We start from the raw sequence: 21300 nt of genomic DNA on the forward strand, positions 1-21300 counted from the left end.
AATGAATCAGGCCTCGCTACACAGGCTATTGGCCAACAAAGGGGTGAGTCAATCAAAAAACCCAAATACAGGGGGCCATTTTGAGTTGCGTTTATCCGCAAACTTAACGTTGATCAAAGATCTATTTTTTTCCCTATATCCAGAAGAAAGACATCTGGGCCATTTCAATGAATTGATAGGTCTTTTACCTGCCTTGTTCAAAAAAAGACCTGAAGATCTAAAATTGCAAGATTTAAAAAGATTGGAAGAAGGTAATTGGTACCAGTCAGAGAATTTAGTAGGCATGCAGCTTTATGTAGACCTGTTCAATAAAGATCTTAAGGGTCTTAACCAAAAGCTAGATTACTTTAAGGAACTTGGGGTTAACTTTTTGCATCTAATGCCAATAACCACAAGGCCTAAAGGTGAAAATGATGGCGGCTATGCCGTAAACGATTACTTGGCCGTGGATAAGAAGTTCGGCACCTCGGCCGATTTAAAAAAACTGACCAAAGATCTTAGGGCCAACGGCATGTATCTTATGTTAGATTTTGTTGTTAACCATACTTCCGACGAATTTTTATGGGCCAAAAAAGCAGCAAAAGGAGACACTAAATATCAAAATTACTACTACACCTATACCGATAGGAAAGTACCCGATGAGTTTGAAAAAACCATGCCACAAGTATTTCCGGAAACATCACCGGGCAATTTCACTTACAATGAAGCTATGCAGCGTTGGGTAATGACCGTGTTTAACAGCTACCAATGGGATTTAAACTACTCCAATCCTGAAGTTTTTATGGAAATGATGACAAATTTGGTCGGTATGGTAAACCAAGGAGCGGACATCGTTAGGTTGGACGCCCTGGCGTTTCTTTGGAAAAAAATTGGCACAGCTTCTCAAAATTTACCGGAAGCCCATAACCTAGTTGCGCTGTTTAGAATGTGTTTACAGGTAATTGCACCTGGAACCGCGGTCTTGGCCGAAGCCATCGTTGCGCCAACGGAGATTATAAAATATTTTGGGGAAGACCAAAAAAAAGGCAATGAATGCGACCTGGCATATAATGCATCCCTGATGGCATTACTTTGGAACTCCATTGCCACAAAGAAGACCCTACTGTTACGGAAAAGTTTATGGAACATTCCCAAGAAACCCAAAGATGCCACATGGATAAATTACATTAGATGCCATGATGATATTGGCTTGGGTTTTGACGACAGATATATCTATGAGATTGGCTGGGACGCCAAAATGCATCGCAAGTTTTTATTGGATTACTATTGTCAGGGTCTGTCTTGGTCCCCGGCCATGGGTGAGGTCTTTATGTTTAATCCGGAAACCGGGGATGGTAGAATAACCGGCAGTACCGCCTCCTTATTAGGTTTGGAGAAAGCGATCCAAAAAAAGGACAAAAAAGGAATTCAACAGGCCGTAGACAAAATAATTATGCTACATAGTATCATAATCTCCTATGGTGGTATTCCCATGATTTATGCTGGTGACGAGATTGCTACCTTAAACGACTACTCCTATTTAAAAGATCAAAACAAAAAAGGAGACAGTAGGTGGGTAAACAGACCCACACAAGATTGGAATACTATTGGCAAATTGAGTTTGGGCAAAGGCAGGTCTCCACAAAACAAAGTCTTCAATAGGCTAAAGCATTTGATTGCCCTTAGAAAAAAGATTCCGGCCTTTGGGGATGGCAATAACTTTTTGCTTCTCAACTGCCCTAACCCGCATATTTTTTCATACGAAAGGCCTTCGGCAAAGGGGGTGGTAATTATTTGTAATTTTGATGAGATCCAACACTTTATTTCTGAAAGTTGGCTGGCAGAAATTGGTCTAGAGCCAAGCCTTGGCCTTAAAAATTTGGTTGATGGCAAATTGTTGGAAACCAACAATCTGGGCAAGGTATTACTAGAACCATATGCTTTTCTCTGGTTAGAAAAACACTAATTGTATTGTACCTTTCTTAAAATTCTAAGGGATTCTTTTAAAGACCTGTACACTTCTTTATCGTAAGATTTAATGATTGGCCTAGCAAGGTCCATACGCTCCTTGGCCTCATCAAATCCATTTAGGTAACATATTAAATATGTGGCTGGTAAATGCTTTATATCTTTCTTTTCCTCTGGTTTAAGCGCAATTTTTTTTTCCAGTTTTTTAAGGAGGGCATTATTGGCATTAAAAATATGGTGTAACGTTTTCTTATCGTATTGCGGAGGTTCAAAAATTAGATCGCTCTGTATCTGATAGGTGCCATTATCGGAAAATTCTATAACCATACGTTCCAAGGGAAAATAACTTTGTTGCGCACCAAGCCCTAACTGCACATATTCTGTGGTGGAAAATGAATGGTCATCAAATGATATGGTAATTTCATCCAAGGCCGAATAGAACAATTTTACTTGTTCGTTTATCAATTCAATATCTACCCTGGAGTAATAGGTTTCGTCTTTAACTTTTTTCTGGTTTCCTGCCCAGCAAACTACAAACTGTTCCTTAAAAACCCTGTAATTGCTTATCAAATCTTTATGACGATGGTTAAGAAAATCGATAACACCGTCCAAGGTAAGCTCTATATTGTTGCGAGCATGCTGCTCAATGGTGGCTACCGTCTCGGAATTGATGTCCTTTAGTTCTATGTCGAAAACCTTGGGCAGGCTAATACTACCCTCTCTAAAGAACACGGAACCGCCATAGTATTTCCATATGTTCTTGCGGAGTGCACAGACTTTTCCATTAGATTTTATGGTAACCAACCCCACCACTTTACCTTCTGGCAAATGAGGGAACGGTATGTTCTCATAAGAAATAAGGGGAGGGTTATCTATATAGGCGTTTACAAGATTTTGAATTTTGCTATCATCAAAAAAATCGACTCCCACAATTTTGTTGTCCTCATCCTCTACTCCTATTACAATGAAGGAATTGTTCTTTGGGTTGCTGTTTGCCATGGCGCAAACGTGCTTTAAAAACTTGGCCTTTCCCTCCTTTTGTCCTATATCGATAAAACGTTTTTTGTCATAAAAACTGTTTTCGTCATTATGGGCCAAGAGATTTTTAACAAGAAGGCGCTTGTTGATCATAATTCCCTATTCACAATAGTATTACTAGCCTGTGCGGTTGGCATCACCACCAAATCCGCAATATTTACATGGTACGGCCTGCTGACCACAAAGTGGATAATATCCGCAATATCTTCGGGTCGTAAAGCTTCAAGACCTTTATAAACATCAGCAGCCCTATTGGTATCGCCCTTAAAACGTACCTTGCTGAACTCGGTTTCTACCAAACCTGGATTTACAGCGCCTACCTTAACCCCATGTTTATGCAAATCCATTCGCATTCCTTGGTTTATGGCATCTACGGCAAACTTACTGGCACAATATACGTTGCCCTTGGGGTATACTTCCTTTCCGGCAGTTGAGCCTATATTAATAATATGCCCGGATTTATTCTTTATCATAATGGGAAGTATCGATTTGGAAACATAGAGCAATCCTTTTACGTTTATGTCCAACATAGCGTCCCAATCCTCTAAATTTCCTTCCTCGATAGGGTCAAATCCATGGGCATTTCCGGCATTATTGATCAGAATATCGATATTTGAAAAGCTTTTTGGCAGTGACCCCAAGGCGCTTGCAACGGCGTTTTTGTCGCTAACGTCAAAATTAAGGGTATGTACTGCTGTATACGCTCCCAGTTCTTTAGCCAGTTCATCTAGGCGGTCTTGCCTTCTCCCACAGAGTACCAGGGCTATATTGTTGTTGGCAAAATGCCTTGCGGTGGCCATGCCTATTCCGCTTGTAGCCCCCGTAATTAGGGCTGTTTTGTTTTGTTTTGAATTTTCCATAATCTCGGTGATAATATCTAGGGCACCTCGTGTCCTTCACTGGCTGCCAATAAGGCAAACCAATCTTCCAATTCCAAATCTATCTGAAGGGATTCCTGGGCTGCTGACAGACGCTGGGGAGTAGCCGTGCCTACAACGGGTCTAACAGTAGCCGGGTGCCTTAAGACCCATGCCAATAGCAATTGATCTTCGGTGACGTTATACTTTTTCAGTAAGTCTGGCATAATTGATTTAATACGCCGAGTCTGATCGTTTTCTTCCTTAAAATAACTGCCCAGCGGACTCCAGGACATCGCCATACGTTTATTCTGTATCATATCGTCCAAAGTACCATCGTACATTACCTCATTGGCGGTCAAGGAAAATTCTACCTGGTTGCCGCGTACACCAACAGCCGTATCTAACTGCGCTATTTGGGACGGGGTAAAGTTAGAGACTCCAAAATCCTTTATTTTACCTTGTTCTTGCAACAGTGCTATAGCCTCGGCAACCTCATCTATCTGAAGCAAAGGGCTAGGCCTGTGCAGCAAGAAAAAATCGAGATAATCAGCGCGAAGATTTTTAATGGATTGCTCTGCCGACCAAACAATATAGTCTTTGGTATAGTTATAATGTTTGATTTTGTTTTTTCTGGCCTCGGCATCCATCTGAATTCCACATTTGGTAATCAATTGGATACTTTCCCTAGAGATTCCGCTATCCTCAAAGGCATTTCCAAATTGGGCCTCCGTGGTATATCCTCCATAGATATCCGCATGATCAAAAGTGGTAATGTTTAGCTCGGTGCAATAATGCATTAATGCAATCATTTCCTTTTTGGGATGTTGTTTTCCCCAGCTTCCCCATGTCATGGTTCCTGCTATGATCCTGGAATAGGTTGTATTATTCTCCATAGGATGGTGAAAATAGAAAATAAATACCTTAAATACTTCATAAAACTTAGGTGTTTACGCTATTTTTAACCAATAATTAACAGCGGATCAGTAAATAAATTTTCATTTTGCGTTTTATTAAAATGCTTACTTAATTTGCTTTGAAAATATAAATGGTTTCTATGGAACAAAATACTACTATCGATATAAGTGCGGTGAACGAGAAAATTGAAAAAGAGAGCGCGTTTATAGACCTTCTCATACTTGAAATGAATAAAGTGATCGTTGGCCAAAAACATATGGTGGAACGATTGCTCATCGGTTTATTGGGGCAAGGGCATATCTTATTGGAAGGTGTTCCCGGTTTGGCGAAGACTTTGGCGATAAATACCCTGGCCAAAGCTGTAAAAGGAAGTTTTAGCCGAATACAGTTTACTCCCGATCTATTACCCGCCGATGTTGTGGGTACCATGATCTATAACATGAAGGAAAATGACTTCTCCATTAAAAAAGGCCCCATATTTGCCAATTTTGTTTTGGCCGATGAGATCAACAGAGCCCCTGCAAAGGTGCAATCGGCCTTATTGGAAGCCATGCAAGAAAAACAAGTAACTATTGGTGACGAAACATTTATTCTGGACAAACCCTTTTTAGTAATGGCCACCCAGAACCCGGTAGAACAAGAAGGTACTTATCCATTGCCCGAGGCACAGGTAGACCGTTTTATGTTGAAGACCGTAATCGATTATCCAAAAATGAACGAAGAACAATTGATTATGCGTCAAAATTTATTGGGCGCGTATGATGCTGTAAAGCCTGTAGTTACACTTAAGCAAATATTAAGTGCACAACAAGCGGTCCGTGATGTGTATATGGACGAAAAAATAGAAAAGTATATTCTAGATATTGTGTTTGCCACACGCTATCCGGAAAAATACAATTTAGAAAATCTTAAACCATTGATCAGTTTTGGTGCCTCTCCACGTGGAAGTATTAATCTGGGCAACGCTGCCAAATGTTATGCCTTTATAAAAAGAAGGGGGTATGTGGTCCCCGAGGATGTAAGGGCCGTAGTACATGACGTACTAAGACATAGAATTGGCATCACTTATGAGGCAGAGGCAGAAAACATTACTTCAGAAGAAATCATCAACAAGATTGTTAATGAAATTGAAGTGCCATAGCACTTTGTTTCTAGTTTTTAAGTTTTGGACAACCGTAAACTAGGGACGTTCACAATGTGAACAAATCCACCACAGGGCAAATGGATACCAAGGAATTACTTAAAAAGGTACGTAAGATCGAGATAAAGACCAGGCGTCTTTCCGACCATATTTTTGGTGGAGAATACCACTCTACCTTTAAAGGGAGGGGTATGACCTTTAGTGAGGTGAGGCAGTATCAATTTGGAGACGATGTACGAAGCATAGATTGGAACGTTACCGCGCGCTATAATGAGCCATATGTGAAGGTTTTTGAGGAAGAACGGGAACTTACCATGATGCTCATGGTAGATGTTAGTGGATCCGAACTTTTTGGTACTACCAATCAGTTTAAAAAAGAAATTGTTACGGAAATATCCGCAACGCTTGCTTTTTCGGCATTGCAGAACAATGACAAGGTAGGCCTTATTTTATTTTCGGACGAGGTAGAACTTTTTATTCCTCCTAAAAAAGGGAAGAGTCATATACTAAGAATCATTCGAGAATTGTTGGAGTTTAGTCCAAAAAGCCAAAAAACCAATATTGGCGAGGCACTAAAATACCTTACCAACGTAATGAAAAAGAAGGCCATTGTATTTGTGTTGTCCGATTTTATTGCGGACGATTATGAGACAACATTGAAAATTACGGGTAACAAGCACGATGTTACCGGTATTAGGGTCTACGACCAAAGGGAGGAACGTATTCCAAATTTAGGGGTGGTACAAATGCAAGATGCGGAAACAGGTACTTTGCAATTGGTAAACACCCAATCTAAACGGGTTAGAATGGAGTACGCAAAATACCACCAACAACATGTAGACTATTTTAAGGATGTCTTTACCAAATCTGGTTGTGGCGTCCTCAGTTGTCGCGTAGACGAAAGCTATGTAAAAAAACTATTGGGTTATTTTAAGCGAAGGGGATAAGAAAATGAGAAGTAATACAATACATAAGATGCACTTTGTTGTTCCTAAGATAAAAGGAATATGCCTTGTTGTTTTGTTATTTCTTATATCAAATAGCGCCCACTCGCAATTAAGTCCTTCGGTACATTTTAAGATAGACACTACCGCTATAAAGATTGGAGAACAAATCAATTATCAAATTACAGTAGAGGCAGATTCCACGGATATTGTCTTTTTCCCGGAGGGGCAAACGTTCTCACCTTTAGAAACAGTAGAGGCTTTTGAAACGGACACCACACGAAAAAAAGATCGGGTTACCCTTCAAAAAATATATGCTCTTACACAATTCGATTCAGGTATTTATACCATCCCCCAACAGCGCATTGCCATTAATGACAAACCTTATTTTACAGATTCGGTAGTCGTTAATGTAGCTACGGTACCTGTTGATACCCTTACCCAAAAAATGTACGATATAAAGGGGCTCATCCAAGTAGAGAAAAGCAATTCGGAACTTTGGAAAATTATAGTTTTGATACTTGTAGTACTGGCCCTTATCGGAGGAGCACTTTACTGGTTTCTGTTTAGAAAAAAACCGTTGACCGAGGAAGAGAAAGAAGCTTTATTACCACCCTATGATAGGGCGTTATTGGAACTAAAACGATTGGAAAATTCCAAATATCTTATACAGGATGAATACAAGCAATATTATTCCGAATTAACGGATATTGTACGTTCGTATTTGGAAGAAGATGCACATGTCTCTGCCTTGGAGAGTACCACGGACCAGTTGATAGATAAGTTGGAACTGCTTAAGGATGCGGGAGAACTAGAGTTAGATGGTGATACTATAAAACAGTTTAAACGTATATTGCAAACTGCGGATTTAGTAAAATTTGCCAAATCTAAACCTCCTTCGTCAGCAGCGGAGGAAGATCGGAAATCCATTGAGCAAATAGTTATAAAAACCAAGGAAGCCTTGCCAGAACCTACCGTGGAAGAATTAATGCAACAAGAAGAATACCAGGCAGAATTGGCAAGAAAAAGAGAAAGGAAAAAAATTGTCTATGCGGCTGCGGCCATTGTGGGTGTTATTTTGGTTACCTCCATTTCGCTAGCGGCCTATTACGGTTTTACGTATACCAAGGATACCATTTTAGGACATCCTACAAAGGAGTTATTGGAGGGCGAATGGGTTGCCAGCACCTATGGTTTTCCTCCCATTGGTTTGGAAACACCGGAGGTTTTGCTGCGAAAGGAATTAAAACTTCCACCGGAGGCCATGGCAGAGGTAAAGGAGGTGCAAACTTTTGGTTACAATAATCTTGAAGGTCTTTTTACGGTTGCCACTACTTCCACTACCTTTCTAAAACCTGCCGAACCCGATTTTGAAAAGACCATTGAACAGTTATTGAAAAGTTTTGAAGACCGGGGAGCCAAAAATATTACCACCAAACAAGAAGAGTTTATATCAATCTCAGGAGTAAAAGGATTAAAGACCTATGGAACCGGAAAGTTTCCCGTACCCAAATCCAAAGAATTGGTAAAAGGAAAGTACGTTATCATTAGCTTCGGCGGCCAAGGTTTTCAGCAACAAATATTACTCTCCTGGTTAGATAAGGACGCCTATGCAGCAGAAATTGTGGATAGGATCCTAAAATCCGTAGAAGTAAAAACAGAAGTCTAATGTTAGAAAATATCGAATTTGCAAACCCACAGTTCTTTTGGTTGTTTCTATTACTGCCAATAGCAATACTTTGGTATTTTTTTAAACAGAAAGAACAAACCGCCTCCCTTAAAATTTCTAGCATAAAAGGGTTTTCCAATACCAGCATACTCCCCAAATTAAAACCTTTGTTGTTTGTACTGCGCCTGTTGGCACTGGCGGCAATCATCACCGCTATGGCCCGTCCCCAGACAGAGGATATTTCTACAAGAACCAAAACCACAAAAGGTATAGACATTGTTATGGCCATTGATGTGTCTTCCAGTATGTTGGCAAGAGACTTAAAACCAAATCGTTTATCTGCCCTTAAGGAAGTGGCCGCAGATTTTATACGGAAACGTCCTAATGATAGGATTGGCCTTGTAGCATATGCCGGTGAAAGTTATACCAAAACCCCTATTACAAGTGATAAGTCCATTGTACTTAATGCGTTAAGGGAAATTACCTATGGCCAACTAAACGATGGTACGGCCATCGGCATGGGATTGGCCACTTCCGTGAATAGGTTAAAAGAAAGCAAAGCAATTAGCAAGGTTATCATCTTGTTAACCGACGGGGTTAACAATTCCGGATTTATAGAACCCCAGACAGCTGCGGACCTGGCGGTTGAGTTCGAAATTAAAACCTATACCATTGGTCTGGGAACAAATGGAAATGCCTTATCGCCCATTGCATACAACCAAGATGGGTCTTTTAGATATGGTATGAGACAGGTAGAGATCGATGAAGAACTCTTGGAAGAAATTGCAGATGCCACAGGTGGAAAGTACTTTAGGGCTACTGACAATGAAAAACTCGAAGCCATCTATGACGAGATCAATAAACTTGAAAAGACCGAGATAGAAGAATTTAAATACTATAAGTACGAAGAAAAATTTAGACCTTGGATAATCTTGGCGGTCGCCTTCCTTTTCATGGAATGGTTATTGCGAAATACATTATTTAGAAGTTTTATATAGATCCATGATACAATTAGACGAAAAAATATATTTCTACCTATTGTTCATTATTCCCATAATGATAGTCTTTTTTATTGGACTGCAATTATGGAAAAACAAGACACAGAAAAGTTTTGCGCATCCTGAGCTTTTAAAACGTCTTACACCTAACAAATCTGGCCTTAAGTCTGCCTTAAAACTTATTTTTTTACTATTGGGGCTAACTTTTTTGGTATTGGGCCTAGTAAACCCTAAAATTGGCACAAAATTGGAAACGGTAAAACGAGAGGGGGTAGATATCGTATTTGCTGTTGATGTTTCCAAAAGTATGTTAGCTGAGGATATAGCCCCCAATCGATTGGAAAAGTCCAAACGTTTGGTTTCAGAAATTATCAACCAGCTGGCCAGTGACCGCATCGGTATTATTGCCTATGCAGGGCAAGCGTATCCCCAATTACCGATCACCACAGATTATGGTGCAGCCAAAATGTTCTTGCAGAGCATGAATACGGATATGCTTTCCTCTCAAGGAACGGCAATCGGAGAGGCCATAGAATTGGCATCTACCTATTACGATGATGAGGAACAGACCAATAGGGTACTGTTCATTATCTCGGATGGTGAAGACCATTCCGAAGGTACCGCAATAGATGCCGTAGAACTTGCCGTAGAAGAAGGCATACGTGTATATACTGTTGGTGTAGGAAAACCCAAAGGAGGACCAATCCCGATAAAAAAGAACGGTATCGTCGAAAGTCTAAAAAAAGATGCACAAGGCGAAGTTGTAATTACAAAACTGAATGAACAAATACTTACCGATATTGCCAGTGAAGGGAACGGAGAGTATATAAACGGGGCCAAGACGGAAGAAGCCGTAGAGTATATAAAGGAACAATTGTTCCAAATGGATAAGAAAGAGTTTGAGGCCAAACAGTTTGCAGAATTTAAAGACCAGTTTCAGTGGTTTTTGGGTGCAGGATTATTATTTCTATTTTTGGACATCTTTTTGTTGGATAGAAAGACCAAGTGGCTCAAAAAACTCAATTTGTTCAACGAAAAAGAAATCTAATCCTATGAAAAAAATCGTATTCCTTATTTTTTTGATCGGATGTTTTGCTACAGCCCAAGAGGAGGATAAAGACAAAGGAAAGGCACTAAGAGCCTCCAACAATATTACCTGGGAAGCTAACAAAGAACTTGCCGAAAATAATTTTGTTGAAGCTGAGGCAGACTATAGAAGAGCCATCTCCAAAAGTAACGACAATATAGCCGCGCCTTACAATTTGGGAAATGCCTACTATAACGAAGAAACCTATTCGGAAGCCTATACCCGTTTTAAACAGGCTGGGGAACAAGCCTCTGAAAAAGCAGACAAACATAGGGCATACCATAATATGGGTAATGTTTTTATGAAAAACAAGGAATATCAGAAAGCTGTGGAGGGCTATAAAGAAGCGCTGAGAAACGATCCAACAGATGAGGAGACCCGGTATAACCTGGCCTTGGCCAAAGAGATGTTAAAAAAGGAACAGGACGAACAAAAAAACGACCAAGACAACAAGGATCAGGAAGATAAGGAAGACAAAAAAGACAAGGACCAAAAGAACGAGGGAGACAACAAAGAGGATAAGAAGGGAGATCAGGATAAGGAGGAGAACGAAGATAAAGGTGATGAAGGCGATAAAGGAGACGAAAAGAAAGAGGAAAATAAAGAAGGTGAAGGAGATGAAAAGGAAGAACAAAAAAAACAGCCCGATAAAGGAGATCAACAAAAAGAACAGAAGCAACCCCGACCCAATCAATTATCTCCCCAACAAGTGCAAAACCTGTTAGAGGCCATGCAAAATGAAGAGAAAAAGGTTCAGGAAAAAATAGATGCCAAAAAGGTAAAAGGCATTAAAACAAAGAACGAAAAGGATTGGTAGTGAGAAAAACCCTTAAAACATATTTAACATGCGCTATGGCCTTGTTTACCATTTCTGGTATCATGATGGCCCAGGAAGACGCTGTTACGTTTGAGGTAAAACTCAGTAAAGAGAGGCTTGGTATAAACGAGCGCCTACGTGTAGATTTTACCATGAACAAGGACGGGGATAACTTTAGTCCGCCAGATTTTAGTGGGTTTAGAATTCTGATGGGCCCGTCCCAGTCCATAAGCTCGTCATGGGTAAACGGTGTAAGAAGCTTTTCCAAAACTTATTCATATACGCTTGCTCCTACAGGGCGCGGGGTATTTACCATAAAGCAGGCAACTATTGTAATAGGAGGAAAAACATATAAGTCGTTGCCCAAAAAAGTTGAGGTTACTGCGGCAGTAGACAAACCGTCCGATGAAATGACCGTAGATGACGTGGCGGACCAAAGCTTACATCTGGTAGCAGAAGTCTCCAAATCCAAACCTTTTCTTAATGAAGCCGTAAGTGTAGTCTACAAATTATATGTTAGCCAATTTGTAAATGTCACCAACTTTAGGGCGTTGGATAATCCCAAATACAATAACTTTTGGAGCCAAGACATGCCCGTAACCAAGTACAATGTGCAAAACGGAACCTATAACGGAAAGGCATACCGATACGTTATTTTGAAACGAGTGGTGCTCTATCCCCAAAAATCCGGGAAGTTAGAGATTGAACCGCTATCCCTGGATGTAACCATAGATGTCCCTACCAATAGACGCGATTTTTTTGGAGGCAGGGTGTATACCCAAACCAACAAAACGGTGTCTGCGGGGAAACGTACGCTAAACGTAAAAGCGTTACCCACAGCGGGCAAACCGGCAAACTTTGGAGGTGCCGTAGGTAATTTTAAATTTTTTGTAACGGCAAGCAAAACCAACCTCAATGCTTCCGAATCTTTGCAAGCCCAAGTAGAGGTAAAAGGCAAAGGCAACCTAAAACTGTTTCAGTTACCAGAACCTAGTTTGCCCAGCTCCCTAGAGGTTTATGAGCCAGAATTTGAGGAGAACGTACGTACAACCCTTTCTGGAATGGAAGGAAAAGTAAGTAACAACTACACTATTGTGCCTTCATATAGGGGCAAGTATCCTATTCCGAGTATATCTTTTAGCTATTTCGACCCAAAATCAGAAAAATATCATACCCTTAATTCAGATGAAATCCTCATCAACGTAGCGGAGGGACCAAGCAACGGATCTATAGGAGCCCCTGGCCCCATATCAGCCAATAGACAAGCAGTTGTAAGTACGGGCAACCAGTTTAACTTCATTAAACTTAAGCCCAATTTAGTCCCCATAGGTACACATTACTTTTTTGGTTCTACCAACTTTTATCTTTGGCTGCTACTTCCGTTGGCGCTAATTCCAATTGCCATAATTTTTGGTAAAAAACGAGAAGCCATAGCTAGTGATGTAGCAGGGAACAGAATTAAAAAAGCTAATAAATTGGCAAGGAAATATCTTTCCGATGCCAAAAAGACCCTAGGGAACAAAGAAGCATTTTACATTGCATTGGAAAAGGCGTTACATAACTATCTAAAAGCCAAATTAAAAATAGAGACCTCGGAATTCAGCAAAGACAAAATAGCATCTTTGCTTACCGAAAGAAAAGTGGACGATAACACACAAGAAAGCTTTATTGCACTTTTAGAGAATTGTGAGTTAGCAAGATATAGCCCATTTTCAGAAGTTCAGATGCAGCAAGATTACAGCAAGGCAAGTGAAGTAATTTCTTATTTGGACAAACAATTATAGTATGAAAAAGTTGACCATCATTCTTATTTTGTTGCCCTTCTTTTTGGGGAGTGCACAGAATAATGCACTTTTTAGTAGGGCAACCAAGGCCTATAATGCCGGCGAATACGAAAAGGCCGTAGAGAGCTATTTAAAAATTTTAGATAATGGGGAGCATTCTGCAGAGCTATATTATAACTTGGGAAATGCTTACTACAAAATGAGCCAAATAGCGCCTAGTATCTATTACTATGAAAAAGCACTATTGTTAAAACCCAACGATCCCGAAATAAAGAACAATCTTAGTTTTGCACAAAATATGACGTTGGATGCTATAGAGCAATTACCAGAAACAGGGCTTTCAAAAATTTATAGGAATATTGTAGAGGTTTTGTCCTTCGAACAATGGGCCTACGTCTCGGTGGTCTGTATTATGATCTTTGTACTTGCCTATCTATTATTTTACTTTCTAAGATATTCTTCGCACAAGCGTATAGCTTTTGTAAGCAGTATTGTAGCTTTGATCATAGGAGTGATTTCCATTTTGCTTGCATACATTGAGTATACTGACTTTTCCGAAGATCAGCCTGCCATTGTATTCCAGGAAGAAAGTATTGTAAAATCCGAGCCAAATAATCGAAGTCAACAAGCGTTTAAATTACATGAAGGCACTAAGGTAAACGTATTGGAAGTATTGGACGATTGGAAAAAGATAGCACTTGTCGATGGCAAAACCGGATGGATTTCCTCCGAAGACATAAAATTGTTGAAAGATTTTTAGACTTTCTTTAACAATATGTGATAGCAATACTTTTATCTTTGGTAAAATTTCGAATTTAATGTTCAAGTCTGTAGCCCATTTTATAATATCGTTTTTACTGATAGCCTCCATATTGGCACCATCGGTAGTTACCCTTTTGGATAACAGCGAGAATACGATGTGGGTGGTTGACTTTAATGAAGAAGAAAAAAAGAAGGAAGAAAAAAAGGAGCTGGTTGAAAAGGACTTTTTCCTTCATTTTTCTGATTTACATACGAATTTACTACTCAAAGAAAAAATAGATGACAACAACTTTCGTGTTGTCCTATACACAGATTACGCTACCGAAATTCTGCTTCCCCCGCCAGAACATACCATCTAAGTTATTTTACATTTTTCAACCTTTAACTAACTGTCTTCTTTTCCTTTTTGGGATGGAAGGCTAAATAACTTTTTTGATATGTTCAAGTATATTAAAAACGACTTGCCTGCAAGTATCGTTGTATTTTTTGTGGCATTACCTCTTTGTTTGGGTATTGCCTTGGCCAGTGGCGCACCTCTTTTTTCCGGATTGATTGCAGGAATTGTGGGTGGTATCGTTGTTGGCGCGTTAAGTGGATCTCAAATCGGGGTAAGTGGCCCCGCCGCCGGGTTGGCAGCTATAGTACTTACTGCTATAGGGGCCCTTGGTAGTTATGAAAACTTTTTACTGGCTGTTGTTCTAGGTGGTGCAATACAACTCCTTTTTGGGGTTCTAAAAGCCGGTATTATAGGTTATTATTTTCCTTCATCCGTAATAAAGGGAATGCTTACCGGTATAGGTATCATTATTATCTTAAAACAAATACCACATTTCTTTGGATACGATGCGGACCCTGAGGGCGATTTTGCATTTTTTCAGATAGATGGGGAAAACACCTTCTCAGAAATTTTTAATTCGTTCAACTATATAAGTCCGGGTGCAACATTTATTGCCTTTGTAAGCTTGGCAATCCTTGTTCTTTGGGATAAGGTGCTCAGTAAAAAAGGGAAATTGTTTCAATTGGTTCAAGGACCTCTTGTAGCCGTAGCCGTAGGTATTATTTTCTTTGTGGCCACTAAAGGTTCCGCTACCTGGTCTATTTCTACCGATCACTTGGTAAGCGTTCCCATCCCGGAAGATGCCGCTTCCTTTATAGCCCAGTTTAGTTTTCCCAATTTTGGGGAAATCTCAAATCCAGAGATTTGGATAACAGCTTTCACCATTGCTTTAGTGGCTAGTTTAGAAACCTTGCTCTGTGTGGAAGCAACGGATAAGTTAGACCCCCGAAAAAGAGTAACTCCCACCAATAGGGAGCTCTTAGCACAGGGAACAGGAAACATGATTTCCGGAATGATCGGCGGATTACCTATTACACAGGTAATAGTAAGAAGTTCTGCCAATATTCAATCGGGAGGAAGAAGTAAAATGTCCGCTATTATCCATGGGTTTTTTCTATTGACCTCTGTTATCCTAATCCCGAAATTGTTGAATATGATTCCCCTGTCGGTATTGGCTGCCGTTTTGTTCATTGTAGGCTATAAATTGGCCAAGCCAGCACTATTTAAGAAAATGTATGACATGGGATGGAAACAGTTTATACCATTTACGGTTACCGTTTTGGGAATTATTTTCACAGATCTCCTAATTGGTATTGGTCTAGGCCTTGCCGTGGGTATTGTGGTAATTTTGATAAAAAGCTATCAAAATTCTCATTTTCTTCATTTGGAAGATAAGAGCAACGGAACCCATAAAATAAAAATGACGCTTGCCGAAGAGGTTACTTTCTTCAACAAAGGTGCCATTTTGAAGGAGTTAGATCAATTACCCGAAAATACGTATCTTGAATTGGATGTTAGGAAAACAAGATATTTGGACAATGATATTCTAGAGATTCTTGATGATTTTGTTGAAAAGGCGAAAAACAGGAATATAAATATTAAGCTAATCTCGGAGCGTGGTATCGCAGAAAATCCAAGTAGCTATATAGAATTTTTTAAATTAAGATCAGCATAAAATCATAACTATGAAAGCACAAACAAAAGAAACACAGGCGGCAATGACGCCCATGGGTGCCATACAGCAACTAAAGAATGGCAATGTCAGATTTCAAAACAGCAGCGCTTTGGACAGGGACCTGCTAGGGCAGGTAAGCGAAACGGCCACAGGGCAGTATCCTTTTGCCACAATTCTAAGTTGCATAGATTCTAGGGTGTCTGCCGAACTAATTTTCGATCAAGGTGTTGGAGATATCTTTAGTGCCAGGGTCGCAGGGAATATTGTAAACGAAGATATCCTTGGGAGTATTGAATTTGCTTGCAAATTGGCGGGCACCAAAGTGGTGGTTGTCCTTGGCCATACCGGTTGCGGTGCGGTAAAAGGAGCTTGTGATGACGCCAAACTTGGGAATTTAACCGCTTTGGTAAGCAAAATAAAGCCCGCCGTAGAAGCGGTGAAAGAGCCTCAGGATAACAGCTTGCGAAACTCCCAAAATGCCGTGTTCGTAGATGAGGTTGCTACTACAAACGTACATTTAACATTGGACAACATGAGACTTAAAAGCCCTGTTCTTAGCGATATGGAAGGCAATGGCGAAATACGTCTTGTAGGCGCAATGTATGATATCCGCAATGGAAAAGTGACATTTTTCGATTAACCACAATCTTAATCGGAAACAAGGCCAATGTTTAACAAAACATTGGCCTTTTCATTTTCATTAAAAATGTTATCTTAATAGCGTTACTATTAAAATAACTATGAGCAAACTTTTTTCCAACTTTAAGGGCGACCTGTTTGGTGGTGTCACCGCCGGGATCGTTGCCCTTCCACTAGCACTTGCCTTTGGGGTTAGTTCTGGTCTAGGACCAAGCGCAGGTATATACGGAGCAATATTTATTAGTTTTTTCGCCGCACTGTTTGGCGGAACCAACACGCAGATTTCGGGGCCAACAGCTCCAATGACCGCGGTAAGTATGGTTGTAATCGCAGGTATTATTGCGGTTAACGACGGAAATGTGGCCAAAGCGCTTCCTGCTATCCTCTCTGTTTTTCTTTTGGCCGGTATTATGCAAATTGGTCTTGGCGCCTTAGGTCTTGGCAAATACATTAAATACATTCCATATCCGGTAGTTTCGGGTTTTATGACCGCCATTGGGGTAATTATTATAGTTACTCAGGTTCTGCCTTCTGTAGGTTACTACCCTAAAGAGGATGAAACCTATGTGCAAGAATTTAAACCAGAGGCCGAAGAACTTATCCTTGAGAATATATTAAGGGAAGAAGCTGGTGAGGGTATTTTGGTTCTGGAAGATTTTAAAGAGACCATTTCAAGGGCCAGTAAAACTACCGAAAACGATATTTTGGATGAGGCCAAAACTTTAGCGGCCAAGGAAGCATCCGGAGTAATTGGCACAATAAAAGTACTCCCACGGGCACTGCAAAACATAAGTTGGTTAGAGCTTGTCCTTGCTTTGGCAACTATTATTATCATCTATGGTTTTAAGAGAATTACAATGGCAATTCCAAGTACACTGGTGGCCTTATTGGTAGTTTCGGGGGTGGCTTATGGTTTTGGCCTGCCCTACAGGCCCATAGAAGAAATTCCGCAGGGCCTCCCTGTACCCAATTTGGAAATATTTACAGGGTTTAGCCTTGGTAAGATTACCCCTTATATATTTACCGCACTTACTCTTGCCCTTCTCGGGGCCATAGATTCCTTGCTTACATCCGTTGTTGCCGATAACATGACCAAGACCAAACACAGTCCTAACAAGGAGCTGGTTGGCCAAGGTATTGGAAACAGTGTAGCGGCAATATTTGGGGGAATACCTGGTGCGGGTGCTACTATAAGAACCGTAGTGAACATCAATGCAGGTGGAAAAACAAGACTATCAGGAATGCTCGCAGGTGTAATGCTATTGGTTGTACTATTGGCATTAGGCCCGGTAGCTTCACAAATCCCGGCTTCAGTTCTTGCAGGAATTTTAGTGACCGTTGGGATAGGGGTCATGGATTATAAAGGTCTTAGAGCTATCCCAAGTTTACCTAGAGATTTGAGTGTAGGGCCTATAAAATTGAGTTCGGAGGTAATTATTATGCTCATAGTAATGGTGCTTTCCTCTATTTGGAATTTGGTCTATGCCGTGGGTATAGGTCTGGTAATCGCTTCGTTGATGTTCATGAAAAAAATGGGTGATCTAACCGCCGAACGTTCCGATGTGAAGTCTTTGATAAAGGAAAAATCCTGGGCGGATGAATCCGAATTCCCTATGGAATTAAAGGAAAAAGTATTTATTAAACATATAAAGGGGCCTTTATTTTTTGGTTCTACGAGTGATTTTCAGCAGTTGGCGAGCCAAATTCCAAGTTCGGCCTCTTCGGTAATTATCCGGATGGACCGGATGCAATATATAGATCAGTCCGGATTATACGCCTTGGAAGATGTATTGGTAGATCTAAAAAAGCAAGATATTAATGTACTTCTTGTAGATGTACCCGATCAGCCCAAATATATGATGGAACGTATAGACATTATTCCTGATTTGGTCCCTAGGGAACATCTCTTTCCCACTTTTGATGAATGTCTTACATGGATCAAAAACAACATCCGTGAAGAATATGCCGCTTTGGAGCCTAAATAATTTAAGTACTGGTATAAAAGTTTTAAATTTGCCGTTCTTAGACCAATGGTATGATCGATACTTTAAAGCAGCACATTACCGAAGTTGAAAAGTTTTCCGCTGACAACTTGGAGGATATCGAGACTTTCAGAATTAAATATCTCGGAAAAAAAGGATTGTTGACCCATTTCTTTTCGGAGTTTAAGAATGTGTCCAATGATCAAAAAAAGGAGTTTGGACAAACAATAAATTTGTTAAAGACTTCGGCCACGGACAAAGTAAACTCGCTAAAAGCAGCACTGGAGGACAATACCAAACAAAAGGCCTCCGGTAGAGATCTTACGCGTCCCGGTGAACCCTTGGAATTGGGAGCACGCCATCCAATTTCCGTTGTAAAGAACCAAATCATAGAAATCTTTTCTAGAATTGGTTTTAATGTATCCGAAGGCCCAGAAATTGAGGACGACTGGCATAATTTTACCGCTCTAAATCTCCCAGAATACCATCCTGCAAGGGATATGCAAGATACCTTTTTCATCCAAACAGATCCGGACATACTACTGCGCACACATACCTCATCGGTACAAGTGCGCTATATGGAAAACAATAAACCTCCTATCCGGACTATATCTCCCGGAAGAGTGTATCGCAATGAGGCTATTTCGGCAAGATCGCACTGCTTTTTTCATCAGGTAGAAGGACTTTATATAGACAAGGATGTTTCCTTTGCCGATTTAAAACAAACTCTGCAATTTTTTACTACGGAACTTTTTGGAAAATCTAAAATACGGTTAAGACCTTCTTATTTCCCCTTTACAGAACCAAGTGCAGAGGTAGACGTTTATTGGGGATTGGAAACGGAGACTGATTATAGAATAACCAAGGGTACAGGTTGGTTAGAAATTATGGGATGCGGTATGGTAGACCCCAATGTGTTGGAAAATTGTGGTATAGACTCCGAAGAATATTCGGGCTTTGCTTTCGGTATGGGCATTGACAGAATAGCTATGTTGCAGCACCAAATTTCGGACATTCGCTTGCTCAGTGAGAACGATGTTCGTTTTCTGGCACAGTTTAAGAGTTCGTTTTAAATAAATGAAAAAAGATATCGAAATCCCAATTGCCAAAGATGTTTATGTGGCAATTGTGCACGAATGGAACGACGAATTTTTATCCAAGGATTGGAACGCCTATATAATAAACAATAGGGATACCAAAATAGATATGGTATTAATAGTTTCCAAAGGTTATGATGGGGATACCAAAACCTCAATCATGAGACATGGTCTTGGTGTTGTTGAGGCAAAATCTTTCGAAAAAATAGAACCCTTACAAGAAGATGTCTTTGCGCTTAACAATGAGTTTTATGTAACTTTCTTTGCTGACGATAAGCTGTATGAGAAGGTGTACATTTTTAAAAAACATACCATCAACGAAAATAGTCTTTCCCATATTCCAATACTAGAGAAAGAGGGTATTTTGGCACAATAGCCGTTAAAGGTATCCCTTTCTTAATTTGATAACTCCGTTTGTTTTAAAATTCCAAATATGCAATTTAAGTAGTTGATTTTTATGGTTTTACCATAGGTTTTGTTTTCCTAAGTGCCTAATTTTAAAGAAATGGGGCAAAAAAATTACAAGAGGAATCAATAAGAATTGCCGCAGTTTACGTAAAGGTTGCCTCGACCCATATGGAATCTTCGTAATTCTTATCCTCTTGTAATACTATCAGCTATATTAGCGTAAAGGAAAGCCTTTACCCGCCCACCAAGAATGCATTTCTATTACCAGCCTGCCGGATTTGACCATAGGATCCATATTTGCCAAACTGTCCGCAAACTGCAACGTTGGCGTGTTGTATATGGTAATACCGCGTATCTCGCCATCTTCTCCAAAAGGTCCTGAAATATCTGCATAGCCTTCTAAATACATCCTTGTAAGGTGCTCTAAATGAAGAATCTGTAAACTATCGATTTGTTCCTTGGTACCGGTGCGGTTAGGCCCTTTTTTAAGAAACGCTATAAAGTACTTTTGCATCAGAAGCGTGTCTTTGGTGGTCTCATCTACATAATCAAAAACCTCAAAACCCTTTTCGGTCAGGGCTGCCTTTATTTCTTTTGCCGTTTTTTCAATCTCTTTCGTTGTTTCTGCCTCAGCTGCTTCAGCTTTTTGTTCCGCACAGGCTTGTAGCATCAAAAACAATAACAACAATGTATAATGTTTCATGATTTCCAGTTTTTATATGGTTTTTTACTCAATTGCGAATTATAATATCTTATATCTCCGGTGACCTCGGTTCCCAACCACACGGGCTTTTTAAAAGCCTCCCCTTCCTCTTTCAGTTCAACCTCGGCAACAGTTAAACCTTCATTGGCACCATGGAACTCATCGACCTCAAAAATATGATTTTCCACTTTTACTTTATATCTGGTTTTCACTAAAATGCCTTCTTCACATAGTTTTAAGAGTTCCTGGGCATCTTCTACTTTTATTTTTGACTCCCACTCAAACCGTGTGGTCCCAGCCGTATTCGATTTTCCTTTTATGGTTAAAAAGGCGGTATCACCTGTGATTCTCACTCTTACAGTTCGTGCTGGGTGGGTATTTAAAAAGCCTTGTGCTATGTTCTCGTGGGTAAAAGCTTCTTCTTTATATGCCACTGAATTTATCAAAAACTTACGTTCTATCTCTATCATAACCTCGCTGCTACTGGCCCGCTTAAA

Annotated in this window: 20 protein-coding genes; 15 read left to right on the plus strand and 5 right to left on the minus strand. The window is 40.1% G+C overall.

All coding sequences use genetic code 11. The features are described 5' to 3' along the window. The first annotated feature begins 1 nt into the window (after nt 1). Nucleotides 2-1945: an alpha-amylase family protein gene (locus tag ACEQ81_RS01955; RefSeq protein ID WP_411029163.1), complete on the plus strand. Its 1944-nt coding sequence runs from the start codon at nt 2-4 to the stop codon at nt 1943-1945. Here ACEQ81_RS01955 and ACEQ81_RS01960 read toward each other — a convergent pair. Genes ACEQ81_RS01960 through ACEQ81_RS01970 form a run of 3 tightly spaced genes read right to left on the minus strand, consistent with a single transcriptional unit; the run spans nt 1942 to nt 4738 of the window. Next, complete coding sequence (locus tag ACEQ81_RS01960) at nt 1942-3078, minus strand: ATP-binding protein (RefSeq protein ID WP_411029164.1); 1137 nt, start codon at nt 3076-3078, stop codon at nt 1942-1944. The two genes, ACEQ81_RS01955 and ACEQ81_RS01960, sit on opposite strands and share 4 nt — an antisense overlap. Continuing rightward, nucleotides 3075-3845 carry an SDR family NAD(P)-dependent oxidoreductase gene (locus ACEQ81_RS01965; RefSeq protein WP_411029165.1) on the minus strand — a complete coding sequence of 257 codons (771 nt, stop codon included), beginning with the start codon at nt 3843-3845 and terminating at the stop codon, nt 3075-3077. Before ACEQ81_RS01965 ends, ACEQ81_RS01960 begins: the two co-directional genes overlap by 4 nt. Nucleotides 3846-3862: 17 nt before the next feature. Then, nucleotides 3863-4738 carry an aldo/keto reductase family oxidoreductase gene (locus ACEQ81_RS01970; RefSeq protein ID WP_411029166.1) on the minus strand — a complete coding sequence of 292 codons (876 nt, stop codon included), beginning with the start codon at nt 4736-4738 and terminating at the stop codon, nt 3863-3865. A 161-nt stretch (nt 4739-4899) separates the two neighbouring features. On the opposite strand from ACEQ81_RS01970, the gene ACEQ81_RS01975 reads away from it, so the two are divergent. The 14 genes from ACEQ81_RS01975 (at nt 4900) to ACEQ81_RS02040 (ending at nt 20068) form a co-directional block, all read left to right on the plus strand. Continuing rightward, nucleotides 4900-5901, plus strand: coding sequence for an AAA family ATPase (locus ACEQ81_RS01975; protein WP_411029167.1), 1002 nt, complete (start codon nt 4900-4902; stop codon nt 5899-5901). Nucleotides 5902-5981: 80 nt separating this feature from the next. Next, nucleotides 5982-6848 (plus strand): DUF58 domain-containing protein, encoded by an 867-nt coding sequence (locus ACEQ81_RS01980; protein WP_411030358.1) that lies wholly within the window; start codon nt 5982-5984, stop codon nt 6846-6848. A 4-nt stretch (nt 6849-6852) separates the two neighbouring features. Continuing rightward, nucleotides 6853-8514 carry a hypothetical protein gene (locus tag ACEQ81_RS01985; protein ID WP_411029168.1) on the plus strand — a complete coding sequence of 554 codons (1662 nt, stop codon included), beginning with the start codon at nt 6853-6855 and terminating at the stop codon, nt 8512-8514. Then, a complete protein-coding gene (locus ACEQ81_RS01990) occupies nt 8514-9512 on the plus strand; it encodes a vWA domain-containing protein (RefSeq protein ID WP_411029169.1) in 999 nt (332 codons plus the stop codon). Before ACEQ81_RS01985 ends, ACEQ81_RS01990 begins: the two co-directional genes overlap by 1 nt. 4 nt (nt 9513-9516) lie before the next feature. Then, nucleotides 9517-10560, plus strand: a complete 1044-nt coding sequence (locus ACEQ81_RS01995) for a VWA domain-containing protein (RefSeq protein WP_411029170.1) — start codon at nt 9517-9519, stop codon at nt 10558-10560. 4 nt (nt 10561-10564) lie between these two features. Next, nucleotides 10565-11416: a tetratricopeptide repeat protein gene (locus tag ACEQ81_RS02000; protein WP_411029171.1), complete on the plus strand. Its 852-nt coding sequence runs from the start codon at nt 10565-10567 to the stop codon at nt 11414-11416. 35 nt (nt 11417-11451) lie between these two features. Continuing rightward, nucleotides 11452-13200 carry a BatD family protein gene (locus ACEQ81_RS02005; protein WP_411030359.1) on the plus strand — a complete coding sequence of 583 codons (1749 nt, stop codon included), beginning with the start codon at nt 11452-11454 and terminating at the stop codon, nt 13198-13200. Between the two features lies 1 nt (nt 13201). Beyond that, nucleotides 13202-13960, plus strand: a complete 759-nt coding sequence (locus ACEQ81_RS02010) for a tetratricopeptide repeat protein (RefSeq protein ID WP_411029172.1) — start codon at nt 13202-13204, stop codon at nt 13958-13960. Nucleotides 13961-14018: 58 nt separating this feature from the next. Further along, nucleotides 14019-14321, plus strand: coding sequence for a hypothetical protein (locus tag ACEQ81_RS02015; RefSeq protein ID WP_411029173.1), 303 nt, complete (start codon nt 14019-14021; stop codon nt 14319-14321). A 78-nt stretch (nt 14322-14399) separates the two neighbouring features. Further along, nucleotides 14400-15974 carry a SulP family inorganic anion transporter gene (locus ACEQ81_RS02020; protein WP_411029174.1) on the plus strand — a complete coding sequence of 525 codons (1575 nt, stop codon included), beginning with the start codon at nt 14400-14402 and terminating at the stop codon, nt 15972-15974. A 10-nt stretch (nt 15975-15984) separates the two neighbouring features. Next, a complete protein-coding gene (locus ACEQ81_RS02025; protein ID WP_411029175.1) occupies nt 15985-16614 on the plus strand; it encodes a carbonic anhydrase family protein in 630 nt (209 codons plus the stop codon). Between the two features lie 100 nt (nt 16615-16714). Then, nucleotides 16715-18598, plus strand: a complete 1884-nt coding sequence (locus ACEQ81_RS02030) for a SulP family inorganic anion transporter (RefSeq protein ID WP_411029176.1) — start codon at nt 16715-16717, stop codon at nt 18596-18598. 50 nt (nt 18599-18648) lie between these two features. Next, nucleotides 18649-19668, plus strand: coding sequence for a phenylalanine--tRNA ligase subunit alpha (pheS, locus tag ACEQ81_RS02035; protein WP_411029177.1), 1020 nt, complete (start codon nt 18649-18651; stop codon nt 19666-19668). 4 nt (nt 19669-19672) lie between these two features. Then, entirely contained in the window at nt 19673-20068 is a 396-nt protein-coding gene (locus tag ACEQ81_RS02040) for a hypothetical protein (RefSeq protein ID WP_411029178.1), read from the plus strand. Nucleotides 20069-20314: 246 nt separating this feature from the next. Here the strand turns inward: ACEQ81_RS02040 and ACEQ81_RS02045 are convergent, their stop codons facing one another. After that, the gene (locus ACEQ81_RS02045) at nt 20315-20803 is read right to left on the minus strand and encodes a YciI family protein (RefSeq protein WP_411029179.1); all 489 of its coding nucleotides are present in this window, start codon (nt 20801-20803) and stop codon (nt 20315-20317) included. Then, on the minus strand, nt 20800-21273 hold the full coding sequence (locus tag ACEQ81_RS02050; protein ID WP_411029180.1) for a CYTH domain-containing protein: 474 nt from the start codon (nt 21271-21273) through the stop codon (nt 20800-20802). The genes ACEQ81_RS02045 and ACEQ81_RS02050 overlap by 4 nt, the downstream gene beginning before the upstream one ends. Nucleotides 21274-21300: the final 27 nt, after the last annotated feature.

It is taken from the genome of Spongiimicrobium sp. 3-5 (assembly GCF_046557915.1).
Taxonomy (GTDB): domain Bacteria; phylum Bacteroidota; class Bacteroidia; order Flavobacteriales; family Flavobacteriaceae; genus JBHEBG01.